This is a genomic window from Streptomyces sp. NEAU-174 (assembly GCF_052665095.1).
On the sequence record NZ_JBQTCE010000004.1, the window covers coordinates 147,698 to 160,210 of the forward strand.

Annotated in this window: 8 protein-coding genes and 1 pseudogene; 3 read left to right on the plus strand and 6 right to left on the minus strand. The window is 72.9% G+C overall.

Annotated elements, in window-relative coordinates; all coding sequences use genetic code 11:
* Positions 1 to 25: 25 nt before the first annotated feature.
* From ACT2CW_RS13610 to ACT2CW_RS13620, 3 genes and pseudogenes are all read right to left on the minus strand, one after another.
* A pseudogene (locus tag ACT2CW_RS13610) lies at positions 26 to 1,405 on the minus strand (NAD(P)/FAD-dependent oxidoreductase); the annotation flags it as partial.
* Positions 1,406 to 1,476: 71 nt separating this feature from the next.
* Entirely contained in the window at positions 1,477 to 2,142 is a 666-nt protein-coding gene (locus ACT2CW_RS13615) for an HAD-IA family hydrolase (protein ID WP_414081921.1), read from the minus strand.
* A 39-nt stretch (positions 2,143 to 2,181) separates the two neighbouring features.
* Positions 2,182 to 3,561, minus strand: a complete 1,380-nt coding sequence (locus ACT2CW_RS13620) for an MFS transporter (RefSeq protein ID WP_445516733.1) — start codon at positions 3,559 to 3,561, stop codon at positions 2,182 to 2,184.
* A gap of 449 nt (positions 3,562 to 4,010) precedes the next feature.
* Between ACT2CW_RS13620 and ACT2CW_RS13625 the strand changes: the two genes are divergently transcribed.
* Positions 4,011 to 4,982, plus strand: coding sequence for a D-2-hydroxyacid dehydrogenase (locus ACT2CW_RS13625; protein ID WP_445516734.1), 972 nt, complete (start codon positions 4,011 to 4,013; stop codon positions 4,980 to 4,982).
* A 64-nt stretch (positions 4,983 to 5,046) separates the two neighbouring features.
* On the opposite strand, the gene ACT2CW_RS13630 is transcribed toward ACT2CW_RS13625, so the two are convergent.
* Positions 5,047 to 6,651: a CocE/NonD family hydrolase gene (locus ACT2CW_RS13630; protein WP_445517008.1), complete on the minus strand. Its 1,605-nt coding sequence runs from the start codon at positions 6,649 to 6,651 to the stop codon at positions 5,047 to 5,049.
* Positions 6,652 to 6,846: 195 nt separating this feature from the next.
* On the opposite strand from ACT2CW_RS13630, the gene ACT2CW_RS13635 reads away from it, so the two are divergent.
* Positions 6,847 to 7,593, plus strand: a complete 747-nt coding sequence (locus ACT2CW_RS13635) for a TetR/AcrR family transcriptional regulator C-terminal domain-containing protein (RefSeq protein WP_414081918.1) — start codon at positions 6,847 to 6,849, stop codon at positions 7,591 to 7,593.
* 32 nt (positions 7,594 to 7,625) lie between these two features.
* Here ACT2CW_RS13635 and ACT2CW_RS13640 read toward each other — a convergent pair whose 3' ends face one another.
* Both ACT2CW_RS13640 and ACT2CW_RS13645 read right to left on the minus strand, forming a co-directional pair.
* Complete coding sequence (locus ACT2CW_RS13640) at positions 7,626 to 8,084, minus strand: RrF2 family transcriptional regulator (protein WP_086880265.1); 459 nt, start codon at positions 8,082 to 8,084, stop codon at positions 7,626 to 7,628.
* A gap of 34 nt (positions 8,085 to 8,118) precedes the next feature.
* Positions 8,119 to 9,315 carry an acyl-CoA dehydrogenase family protein gene (locus ACT2CW_RS13645; protein ID WP_445516735.1) on the minus strand — a complete coding sequence of 399 codons (1,197 nt, stop codon included), beginning with the start codon at positions 9,313 to 9,315 and terminating at the stop codon, positions 8,119 to 8,121.
* 204 nt (positions 9,316 to 9,519) lie between these two features.
* Between ACT2CW_RS13645 and ACT2CW_RS13650 the strand changes: the two genes are divergently transcribed.
* Entirely contained in the window at positions 9,520 to 12,489 is a 2,970-nt protein-coding gene (locus tag ACT2CW_RS13650; RefSeq protein WP_445516736.1) for a SpoIIE family protein phosphatase, read from the plus strand.
* The last annotated feature ends 24 nt before the right edge of the window (positions 12,490 to 12,513 follow it).

The window sequence follows — 12,513 nt, forward strand, 5'->3', positions numbered from 1 at the left end:
GCCCCCCTCCCCCCCCACAGCATTCTATTAGGTTTTCGATGGTGGCGATGGGTGAGGTACGGACACGTCCGCCCGCCTCGTGGCGGTCGGCGAGGCGGTAGGCGGTGTACAGGCCGCGCACCCCCAGCCAGCGGAACGGCTCGGGCTCCCAGGTGCCCGGGGCGTGGCCGGTCCACGGCAGCCGGGTGAGCCGGGTGTCGCGAGCCAGGACCAGATCGGTGAGGGTGCGGGCGGCCAGATTGGTGGAGGTGACGCCGTGGCCGACGTACCCACCGGCCCAGCCGAGCCCGGTGGCCCGGTCCAGGCCGACCGTGGCGGACCAGTCGCGGGGCACGGCCAGCACCCCGCACCAGGCGTGGTCCACCCGGGCCCCGGCCGTCTGCGGCAGCATCCGCTCCAGGGTCCCGGTGAGCTGGCCGATCGTGCGCTCACCAACCCGCCCCTCGTTATCGGTGCGCGAGCCGAAGCGGTAGGGCACTCCGCGCCCGCCGATCGCGATCCGGTCGTCGGCGGTGCGCTGGGCGTACATATGGCCGTGAGCGGTGTCCCCGAGGGTCTCCCGGCCCTCCCAGCCGATCTCCCGCCAGATCCGGGCGGGCAGCGGCTCGGTGACGATCATGGAGCTGTTCATGGGCAGCCAGGTGCGCCGCAGCCCCTTGAGGGACGCGGTGAACCCCTCGGTGGCCCGGAGCACGACGGGGGCCCGCACGGTGCCGTGCGCGGTGAGCGCACGTCCCGGTTCGATGGCGGTGACCGGAGACTTCTCATGGATGGTGACACCGAGCCGCTCGACGGTGTCGGCGAGGCCACGGACCAGGGCGGCCGGCTGCAACCGGGCGCAGTGCGGGGTGAAGGCGGCGGCGGTGACCCCCTCGATACGGATGCGCGCCGCGGATTCGGCGGGGGTGAGCAGCACCGAGTCGGCCACCCCCCACTCATGGTCCTGCTCGACCTTGTGGCGCAGCCGGGTGGCCTGGGCCGGGGTGCGGGCGACGCGCAGGGTGCCGCCCTTGACGATGCCCGCGTCGATGCCCTCGCGGGCCGCCACGTCGATCACCTCGTCCACCGCCTCGTTCATGGCCCGCTGCCAGTCCAGGACCGCGGACCTGCCGTAGGCCCTGGCCATCCGGTCGCGGGCACCGGGGATCAGCCCGGAGGCCCAGCCGCCGTTACGGCCCGAGGCGCCGAATCCGGCGAACTCGGCCTCCAGGACGGTGATCCGGAGACCGGGGTCGGCGTGTTTGAGGTAGTACGCGGTCCACAGCCCGGTCAGTCCGGCGCCGACGACGCACACATCCGCATCGCGGTCGCCGGGCAACGCCGGGCGGGGGGTGGGGAGTTCGGCGAACCAGTGGGCGACGCGGCCGTTGACCGGTGCCGGCCGGCCGGCCGTGGTGGCGGTCATGGATTCCCTTCGCGGCGAAGAGCGGTGGGTGGTTGCGGTGGCATGGGTGGCGGTGGGGCCGTGGGCGAGCGTCAGACGCCGAGCAGCGGAGGCAGCCCGGACAGGTCCTTGATCTCCTCGTAGGGCTGGAAGGCCTCCGAGCCGGGGAAGCCGTAGCGGTTCACCCAGATCCGCCGCATGCCCGGGTACCGCTTGGTCGGCATGATGTCGTACTCCCAGCCCTGGGCGGTGTGGATGATGTCCTCGGGGCCGCGGCCGGTGGCCGTCATGAGGTACTCGAACGCCCGCGGCAGCGGCTTGTACGCACCGGCCTGCTCGGCGGTGAGCACATAGTCGAAGTCCACACCCAGCGCCTCGACAGCGTAGGTGATCAGGTCGTCCTCGCTGTTGGAGAGGATCGCGATGTCGTACTCGCCCTTGAGGCGGCGCAGCGCGTCGGGGACCTCGCGGAAGGGGGTGAACTTCTTGATGGCCTCGATCAGCGCCTCGCCGTCCTCGTCCCGGTACTCCAGGCCGTGCAGCGTCATGACATTGCGCAGGGTGCGGCGGACCACTTCCCGGTAGGGCAGGTACTCGTCCAGGACGCCCTGGAAGCGCATCACATACGCGTCGTGGTGGAACTGATCGGGGTCCACGCCGAGTTCGGCGAGCCGGTCCTTGACGATCTCGTGGGTGGCGGTGCGGGTGTCGAAGTTGATGAGCGTGCGGTAGCAGTCGAAGGAGACCAGCTTGCGCATGGGCTCAGTCCTTTCCATTGAACGAGCTTTGACGGGGCGTCAGGCGCGGCTGCTGGCTTCGGCCAGGCCGAGGTTCTTGGTCTCGGGGGCGAGGACGACGGACACCACCAGGCCGATGAGCGTGATGGCCACCCCGATGGCGAGGGTGCCGCGTACCCCGAGGTCGGCGGTGGCCATCGGGAGCAGGAAGGTGCTGGAGGCGGAGCCCACCCGGCTCATGGCGGTGGCGACGCCGACGCCGGTGGCCCGCAGATCGGTGGGGAACAGCTCGCTGGGGTAGACGAATTGCAGCCCGCTGCCCGCGGCCTCGAAGAACTGGAAGGCGGCGAAGAGGGCCACCACCAGGGCCGCGTAGTGCAGTGGCAGCACGGTGAGCGCGATCAGGGAGATGTTGACGCACAGGAAGCTGCCGATGAGCAGCGGACGCCTGCCGATGCGGTTGACCACGACCAGCCCCAGGCCCGTTCCGGCGACCGCGAGCGTGGTGATCAGCGCGCTGGCGCCGAAGGTGCCGGTCACCCCGAAGGACTCCAGCATCTGCGGCTGGAAGGACCGCACCGCGAAGGCCGGCGCCACCTGACAGATCCAGAACAGCGAGCAGAACAGGGCGGGGATCCCATAGCCGCGGCGGAACATCTCGGCGAGGTTGCCGAGCCCGGAGCCGCCGCGCCGGTCCTGGCGGACCTCCGCCAGCAGCTCCTCGGCGCTGACCTCCTGGCCGAGGTGGCGGCGTACCACCTCCCTGGCCTCCTCCACCCGTCCCCGCGACGCCAGCCAGCGCGGCGACTCGGGCACGCCCGCCCGCAGGAGCAGGAAGAGCACGGCGGGGACCGCGCCGGAGGCGAGCATCCAGCGCCAGTCGTCGTCACCGGTGCCCAGCAGCAGCCAGCCGGCCCAGAAGCTGACCCCGTACCCCACCCACCAGGCCAGGACCAGCCCGGACAGGGCGGGGCCGCGCATCCGGCGGGGCACCAGTTCGGTGGTGAGGGCCGAGGCGATCGGGTAGTCGGCGCCGATCGCGATGCCGATGAACAGCCGCAGCACCACCAGCTGCCACGCCTCGGTGACGAAGAACTGAAGCGCCGAGCCGATCACGAACGCGACCAGATTGAGCACATACATCAGATGGCGGCCCACCCGGTCGGTGATCGGGCCGAACACCACACCGCCGAGGAAGACACCGACGAGGACGGAGGCCGCCACCAGCCCGGTCCACATCGTGTCCAGGTCCAGGGCCGGGGTGATCAGGCTGAGCGCCACCCCCATGATGCCGAGCAGATAGCCGTCGCAGAACGGACCGCCCATGGCGACGGCGACCATTCTGCGATGGAAGGCGGTGACGGGGGCGTCGTCCAGGGTGGCGACGGAGCCCTGGACGGGCTCTCGGGAGGGATCGCGGGAGGTTCTGGGAAGGGACATGCTTGCATCTCCTGGGGACGAGGAGGGCCGCTGGGGACGAGGAGGGCCGCTGCGGCGCGGGCCGATGCCGGGGCGGTGGCGGGCATCGTGGATCAAGCATTCGGTGGACACGCACGGCGTGGTACGCGGTGGGGACGGACGCCTACGACGGGGCGGCGGCCGGAGGGCGGGGTGCGCCCGGGGAGAGGAACGGGCTCCGGGGACGGGGCGGGACGGGATGGGCTCCGGAGCGACCGGTGGCGCGTTCCGGCTGGCCATCACCCTGGTTCAGCCGTCGGCCACCGTCAACGTCCACCGTGTTCCGTCCCCCGTCATCGGGTGGACACTCTGTCCGTTGTCCACCGCCGCGGTCTCGGCCACGCTTGAGGCGTCCGCCCGTACCCGTCACGCCCGTGGGAGCCCCGTCATGACCGATGCCACCGCCGCGGCCGCCGCCGTGGGAGCCGGACGTGGCTGACCGACTGGTCGTCCTTTACCGGGACCATCTGCCGCCCAACCGGGCGCGGATCGAGTCCCTCGCCGAGACGGTGTACGCCACCGAGGAGGAGCTGCCGCTGTTCCTCCCCGGCGCGGACGCCCTGCTCGCATGGTGGCCGCTGACCTCCGCGGTGGCCGGCGCCTGGCCGGACGATCCGGCGAAGGCCCCGCGCTGGGTGCATGTGGCGGCGGCCGGGGTGGAGCCGTTCCTCTTCCCCGCGCTGACCGGCAACCCCGAGGTGGTGCTCACCAACGCGCGGGGCGTCTACGACCGGCCCATCGCCGAGTACGTCCTGGGGCTGATCCTCTCCCTCGCCAAGGACTTCCCCGGCACCTGGGAGCATCAGCGCCGCCGGGAGTGGCGGCCCTCGGACAGCGAGCGCATCGGCAACCGTACGGTCCTGGTCTGGGGCACCGGCTCCATCGGGCGGGCCGTCGCCCGGCTGCTGCGCGCGGTCGGCATGCGGGTCAGCGGCGCCGGCCGCACACCACGGGCCGCCGACCCGGACTTCGGCGTGGTGCACGGCCCGGCGGGCCTGCGCGAGGCGCTGGGCGAGGCGGACTATGTGGTCCTCGCCGCCCCGCTCACGCCCGCCACCCGTGGCATGGTCGACGCGCCCGTACTGGCGGCGATGAAGCGGGGCGCGCGGCTGGTCAACGTCGGGCGTGGCCCGCTGGTCGACGAGCAGGCCCTCGTCGACGCCCTGGTCCAGGGCAGGCTGGCCGGGGCGGCGCTGGACGTCTTCACCCATGAGCCGCTGCCGGTGGAATCGCCCCTGTGGGAGATGCCGGGCGTCATCATTTCCCCGCACACCGCGGGCGAGGTCACGGACTGGCGCGCCGACCTGGGCGAACTCTTCCTCGACAATCTGCTCCGCCGGCGCGAGGGCCGCCCCCTGCGCAATGTGGTCGACAAGGCCCTCGGCTATGTGGTGGACGGATGAGACGGCCGCTACGTGACGGATGGTCGAGACGGCCGCTGACGCCCCCCGCGCGTCAGCGGCCGTTTCACCGTTCGGCGCGGACCTGAGGCAACTCCAGCGCCGAGCCCCCGTGCACGGTGATGCGCACGGGCGTGAGGGTGGTCGCGTCGAGCGTCGGCTCGCCGCTTCCGGTGTTGCGGGCGAAACGCGGGTGGGCGCCGCCGCTGAGCTGGAGACGGACCCGGTGGCCGGGGGCGAAGCGGTGGGCGGCGGAGCTCATCGGCACGGTGACCTCCAGCGGGTGCGCGGGTGTGGTGGGCAGCCGCACCAACCCGTCGCACACATTGACGGAGCGGCCCTTCTCGTCGACGTCGCAGAGCCGGGCGAAGACATCGGCGTACCCGGTGTCCGTGGAGATCCGCAGCCGTGCGGCCACCGGGCCGAGGACGTCCATGGGCTCGTCCATCGGCTCACTGGTGAACGTCAGCACATCGGGCCGCCCCTCGAGGTCGCCGTTGTCACGGCTCCCGGCGGCAGGCGAGAGCAGTGGTCCGCCGATGGACGGGGTGGGGTCGGCCGGGTCGTAGCGGAAGGCGGCGAGCGGGGCGGATGCCTCGGACGGCTGCCGGATGAGCCGCCCGTCCCCGGCGGGGAACCACTGGCCGACGGCCGGGGAGGGTGGCCACTCGGCCAGGTCCCGCCACTGCCCCTGGCCGCCGATGTGCACCCGCACCCCGGTCGGGCGCAGCCCCGAGCGGTCGTCACACAGATGCGCGCGCAGCCAGGCGAGGCTTTCGGCGAAGACCTCAGGCCAGCCCTTCTGGAGCGCGGAGGTGTGGGTCCAGGGGCCGACGAGCAGGGAGGTCTCGCAGCCCGCCCGGCGCAGCCGGCCGTACTGCTCGAAGGTCTGGTCCACCAGCGCGTCATGCCACCCGCTGATCAGACAGGTGGGCACGCGAGAGGTGGCCGCGGCGCCGCCCGTGGACGCGCCCTCCCAGAACGGGTCACCGGCGTCGGGGTGGGACATCACCTCGTCCAGCCAGGGCACTTCTCCCCCCAGTCCGCGGACGTACGAGCCGCGCAGCGGCAGCGCCCGGGTCATCTCCGCGAGGTGGCGCCGCAGCCGCAGCGTGGCCCGCAGGAAGGGGCCGAACCCCCGGTGCTGGGAGGTCATACCGGAGCCGACGAGCAGCGCGTTCTCCAGTTGCAGGGCGCCGCCGCGGTGGAACAGGGCGTACGGGTCGTGCAGACCGACCTGCACCACCATCGCCCGCAGCTCCGGCGGCGGGTCCAGGGCGAGCGCCCACTGCACATAGCCGAGGTAGCTCGGCCCGAGGGTGCCCAGCGCGCCGTTGAACCAGGGCCGGTCGCGCAGCCAGTCCACGGTGGCCCGGCCGTCCGCGGCCTCGTTCCGCCAGAAGTGGAACTCGCCGCCCGAGCCACCGGTGCCGCGGCAGCTCTGGAGGACGACATGGAAACCCTGCTCGGCGAAGAGCATGCCGTACATGGGTGACCAGGGCACTCCCCTGCCGTAGGGCGAGCGCACCAGCAGGGTGGGGAAGTCGCCCTCCGCGCGGGGGAAGTAGTGGTCCGTGCGGAGGAGGCTGCCGTCGGCCGCCGGGACCTCGAGGCCCGGCTCCCATCCCGCCTCGTACCGCCTGGCCGGCAGACCGCGCCAGGTCGCCCTCATCATCCGTGCGGACAGCGGCGGCTTGCCCGGGGGCGCGCCCCAGGTGGTGCCGGCCCCGCCGTCCGTGGCCCCGGACACTCCACCACGCGTGTGTGACGTCATCCCGCGTTCCCCCTTCACTCCCGCGTTCCCCCTCCACTAATCCCGTACCACGTACGAGAATAGTAGATGCTTGGATGGATTCCGCAAGTCGCCATGCGGGGAAGGAGCGATCTGGTCGTGGTGCGCGGTGACGGATCCGACGCCGGAGGCGTCGACCCCCAGCAGCTGTGGCTGGACTCCGACCGCCCCCGCAAGGGGCGCAAACCCGCCTTCAGCCGGGCGGCGATCACCGCCGCGGCGGTCGCCCTCGCGGACGCGGAGGGAATCGACGCGGTCACCATGCGGCGAGTGGCCTCCGAGGTCGGCGCCGGGGTCATGTCGCTGTACAGCTACGCCCCCGACAAGGAGACGCTGCTCCAGCTGATGGTCGACCAGGTGAGCGGCGAGCTGTCACCGCCGGACCCGCTGACCGGCGACTGGCGTGCCGATCTGAAGGCCATCGCCCATGCCCAGCGGGCTCTGATGCTCCGCCACCCCTGGCTCCCCACCGCGCTGTTCAACCGCCGCTGGTCCCTCGGGCCCAACACCCTGGCCTTCCTGGAACACGCGCTCGCCGCCCTGCGGCCCACCGCGCTGGACGGCGGCGCGAAGCTGGAGGTGTTCAGCCTGATCACGGGCTTCACCGCCAGGCTCGTCGCCGACGAGATCGCCCAGGCCGCGCTCTCCGCCTCACCCGAGCGGGCCGCCGCCGAAGCCCGCTATCTCGCCGCGGTGGCCGCCGACGGACACCACCCGGAGCTCGCCGAGGCCCTCTCCGCCCCGGTGCGCCCGCTCACCCCCGACGCCACGTTCGCCCGGCTGCTCGACCGCATGGTCGACGGCCTGGACGCCGGCTCGTAAGGCGGCCCGGGGGCTGCCGGCCGGCCCAGGGGCTAGGGGTTGGTCCACGCCTCCGGGTCCTCGGCGAGCCCCAGGACGTCGCCGGGCAGCTTGGCCGCGGCCACCTCCGCGAGGGTCACCTCGCCGAGGATCTTGCGTACGTTGGCCCGTACCGCGATCCACAGCGGCAGCAGCGACTCCGCCGGTCCGCAGTACGACAGCTCGGGCGGGCGCACTCCGCGCACCGACACCAGCGGGCCGTCCACCACCCGGATCACCTCGGCGATGCTGATCGTGTCCGCCGGGCGGGCCAGCCGGTAGCCGCCCTTGCCGCCGCGCTGGCTGGCCACCAGGCCGCCCCGGCGCAGATCCCCCAGGATCCCCTCGAGGAACTTGTGCGGGATGCCCTGCGCGCCGGCGATCACCTCGGCCTTGACGGAGGTGTCCTCCCCCGCCACGGCCAGTTCCAACGCCGCCCGCACCGCATAGTCCGCCTTCGCCGAGATCCGCATGCGCCGATTATCCGCCACCCTGAGGTCCGGGCCGTCAGAAGGGCAGGGTGAACGGGGGGTGCTCACCGTTGAGGAAGTAGTCCCCGACCTCGTGGAGCCGGTGGGCGACGGGGTCGTAGAGGGTGTGGGTGCGCGCGTTGCGCCAGAAGCGGTCGAATCCGTAGGCCGAGGAGGCGGAGCGGGCACCGACGACGTCCAGGGCGCGGGCGGTGGCGTCGTGGGCGGCCCGGGAGGCGGCGGCCTCGGCCGCGGCGGCCAGCACGGTGATCTCGGCACATTCGTCGTCGGTCAGGTCCTCGCCGCGCGCGAGACCGCCGTCCAGGGCCTCCAGCGCCTGGTCGGCGAGGGCGGCGGCGGAGAAGGTGGCGACGGTGAGCTCCCCATACGTGGTCAGCGCGTACGGATCGCGCGGGGAGGTCTGTGGCCAGGGCGCGTGCACCGCCCTGGTGTACTCGCGGGCCTCGGCGAGCACCCCCTGCGCGATCCCCAGACATATCTGCGCCGAGACCAGACGGCCGGTCGGCGCGGCCAGACCACTGAACGGCGAGAGGGTGTCCTCGTCCCAGGAGAGCGGACCGAGCACCGCGTCGTCCTCGACCGGCACCGCGTCGAACTCCACGCTTCCGCCGGCCGCCAGCCGCTGCCCGAAGGTGTCCCCGTCGTCGCCGCCGCACACCACGCCGGGGTGGGCGGTGTCGACGAGCACGGCCAGCGGTTCGCCGGTGTCGGCGTGGGTGACGCGGACGGCCAGCCGGTCGGCGACCAGCACGCCGGTGGCGTACCCCTGGCGTCCGTTCACCAGCCTGCCGTCCTTCCCGGAGGTGAGCGTCAGCCGTGGCTCGCGCGGGGCCAGACCGCCGCCCCAGCACCACTGCCCGGCCGCCGACTCGCGCTCCACCCGGGCGGCGAGATCGGCCCCGCCGAAGAAGCGGGCGCTGAAGGACAGCAGGTAGTGACAGCCGAGCACCTGGCCGATCGCGCCGTCGGCCGCGGCGATCTTCCGTACCACCGCGCAGGCCGTGGACCAGCCCGCGCCCCCTCCGCCGTGCTCGACGGGGATCAGCAGCGCCAGCAGCCCCGCCTCGCGGAGTCGGGCGATCTCGTCGTACGGCGTCTTGCCGGCCTGGTCGCGGACGACCGCGTCCGTGGCGAGGTCGTCCGCCGCCTCGCCGGCGATCTGAAGCCACCACGCGCGGTCGAGTGTTTCGGCCGCCGCATCCACCACCGTCACGCCCGCTCCCCTCCATCCGGCCGGACTTCATCATTCCCTATTTTTCCAGTAGGGAAAATAGGGAACTTGACGGGGGACGTCCAGTGACGTGATGTCCGGCATATGCCAGTGCTACGTTTGTCCGAGAACGCCCTATTCCGTGAGTGAGGTTCTGGGATGGTGGTGCGGCGCGGGACAGACGCGGTGGGGCGCGGGACAGACCCGGTGGGGCGCTCCCACTCATGGGGCGATGAGCGGCTATCCCTCCTCTCGGCGGTCGGCACGGCGCTCACCGACCGCGAGGTGATGCGGCACGCCCTGGACCAGGCGGTCTCCGAGCTGGGCGGCCTCGCGGGCCTGGTGCACTGGTCCTGCGGCCCGGCCGGGAGCCGTACGCTGCGCCTGGTCCTCGCCAGCGGGCTGCCGCTGTCCGCCCTCGGCGGCTGGGAGGAGATCTGCCAGGATGAGGCCCCGCTCGCGCCCGCCCGAGCCGTGCGGGACGGCCGCTTCGTATGGCTGCCGGCGTCGTCCGGAGAGGCCGCCGGGGTCGGGGAGAACGGCCGCACCGCCTCCGGGCGCCTCCCGGCCGCGACCACCGTGGCGTCCGTTCCGCTGACCGGGCCGGACGGGCCGGTGGGCGCGCTGTCCGTCCTCACCGGCCCGCGGGAGCCGACCCCGGAGCAGGCCGCCTTCCTCGAGGCGGTGGGACGCTGGGCGGAGCGCCGCCTGTCGCGCTCGGTGGCCGGGGTCGGCGACTGCGACGAGCAGCCCTGGTGGCAGCAGCGGCCGGGCGGTTCGGTGGTCCAGCAGTCCCTGGACGCGGTCAAGGCCGGCTCCTGGGAGTGGGGCATCCACACCGGTGAGATGCGCTGGGACCGGGCGGGGCTGAGACTTCTCGGCCTCCCCGGCGACTACGAGCGGCGGATCGAGAGCTGGCTCGACCTCATCCACCCCGAGGACATGCCGCGGGTGATGGCCGCCACCGAGAAGTCGCTGCGCGAGCGGAGCGGCTACGAGGCCGAGTACCGGGTCCGCCGTCCCGACGGCACCACCGGCTGGGTGCAGAGCCGGGCCCATCTCGAGCTCGACGAGAACGGCGAGCCGGTCCGCATGCTCGGGAAGGTCTGGGACACCACCGAGAGCCGGATGGCCCGGGAGTCGGTGGGGCAGGCGCTGCGGTACATGAGCGACGCGTTCTTCGCGGTGAACCGGGACTGGCGGATCACCTTCCTCAACGTCGAGGCCGAGCGCCTGGTCGGCTCGGCCGGAGAGGTGCTCGGCCGGCCGCTCTGGGAGGGCCCCGCGGGCACGGTCCCCGAGCTGGAGGACCGCTGCCGGCGCGCCGCCGCCGACGGCAGGCCGGCCGGGTTCGACATCCGGTGGCCCACCGACGACCGCTGGTACCACATACGGCTGGTCCCGGTGCCCGATGGGCTGACGGCCTATCTCACCGATGTCACCGAGCGGCGCACCCAGGCCGCGCGGCGCGCGGAGGCCGAGCGCGTCGGCGCCGAACAGGCCGCCCGGATCAGCGAGTTGGGCAACGCGCTCGCCGAGGCGGTGACCACCGAGGACGTCGTCCAGGTCATGGCCGCCCATGTGCTGCCGCCGTTCGACGCCTCGGGCCTGCTGATGCTGTGTCTGGAGGGCGGCCGGCTGAACGTGGTGGGGTCCGTGGGCTATCCCCGGGCCTTCCTCAGCCGGGTCGACGGGGTCCCGGCGTTCGGGGGCTACCGTCTGCTCAACGAGGTGCTCGGCTCGCGCCGGCCGCGCTTCATCTCCTCGACCGAGGAGTACGAGCAGCTGTTCCCGGATCTCAGCGGCAACCCCGCCCTCGCCCGGAAGAACGCCTGGGCCGTGCTCCCCCTGATCGCCTCGGGCAACGCCATCGGCACCTGCACCGTCTCCTTCGACGAACCTCGTTATCTGTCCCCCGACGAGCGCACCCTGCTCACCGCCCTCAGCGGAATGGTCGCCCAGGCACTGGCCCGGGCCCGGCTCTACGACACCGAGCACGCCCGCGCCCAGGCGCTCCAGCGCGGTCTGCTGCCCCGGGTCCTGCCCTCCCCGGCCGCCCTCACCCCCGCCGTGCGCTATCTGCCCGCCAGCAGCGGTACGGACATCGGCGGCGACTGGTACGACGTGATCCCGCTGTCCGCGGAGCGGGTGGCCCTCGTCATCGGCGATGTGATGGGACACGGTCTGGCGGAGGCCGCCACCATGGGGCGACTGCGCACCGCCGTGCACACGCTCGCCAACCTCGAACTGCCTCCCGAGGAGGTCCTGGCCCATCTGAACGAGGTCGTCAGCGATCTGGGCGACGACTCCTTCGCCACCTGTCTGTACGCGGTGTACGACCCCATCACGGGGTACTGCTCCCTCGCCCGCGCCGGTCATCCGCCGCCCCTGATCGTGCGCCCCGACGGCAGTGTGGAGTGCCTGGAGCCGACGCCCGATCCGCCGCTGGGCGCCGGGGAGCCCCCGTTCTCCACCGTGGATCTGCGGTTGCCCGACGGCAGTCTGCTGGTGATGTACACCGACGGCCTGGTGGAGTCCGCGGCGCGTGACATCGACACCGGTATCGCCGAGTGCACCCAGGTGCTGACCAGCGAGTACGGGCGGCTCCTCACCTGTCCGCCGCCCCGTCCGCGTACGAGCGACCGCAGGGCGGCCGGTCGGCACGGCGGGACCGACCACGACCGGCTCGACCGGCTGTGCGACCTCCTGGTCGGGGCCATGCTGCCCACGAAGCGGCTGACCACCGACGACACCGCCCTGCTGATCGCCCGGCTGCACGGGCTGGCGTCCGGGAACACCGCCGGGTGGCCACTGCCGGAGGACCCGGTGGCCGCCGGTCTCGCCCGCGCGCATGTGCGCGAACAGCTCGAGGCATGGGGCCTCGACGAGCTCGTCGTGACCACCGAACTGCTGGCCAGCGAGCTCGTCGCCAATGTCGTCCGGCACGCCAGGGGGCCCACCCGGCTCCGGCTGATCCGCGGCAGATCGCTGATCTGCGAGGTCTCGGACGCCAGCGCCACCACTCCCCGGATCCGCCGGGCCGCCGAGACGGACGAGGGAGGCCGGGGGCTGCAACTGGTCTCCGCGCTCTCCCAGCGCTGGGGGACCCGCTACACCGCCGAGGGCAAGTGCATCTGGACGGAACAGCCCATCGCGTGGACCGGCGCGGCACCGTAAGGGCGGCGTCCTACGCCGAAAGGC

Coding starts and splice junctions, on each gene's coding strand:
- ACT2CW_RS13640 (WP_086880265.1), bottom strand. CDS start 8,084: ATGCGGATCTCGGCGAAGGCGGACTATGCGGTGCGGGCGGCGTTGGAA.
- ACT2CW_RS13615 (WP_414081921.1), bottom strand. CDS start 2,142: ATGCGCAAGCTGGTCTCCTTCGACTGCTACCGCACGCTCATCAACTTC.
- ACT2CW_RS13630 (WP_445517008.1), bottom strand. CDS start 6,651: ATGAGGGCGACCTGGCGCGGTCTGCCGGCCAGGCGGTACGAGGCGGGA.
- ACT2CW_RS13620 (WP_445516733.1), bottom strand. CDS start 3,561: ATGTCCCTTCCCAGAACCTCCCGCGATCCCTCCCGAGAGCCCGTCCAG.
- ACT2CW_RS13635 (WP_414081918.1), top strand. CDS start 6,847: ATGCGGGGAAGGAGCGATCTGGTCGTGGTGCGCGGTGACGGATCCGAC.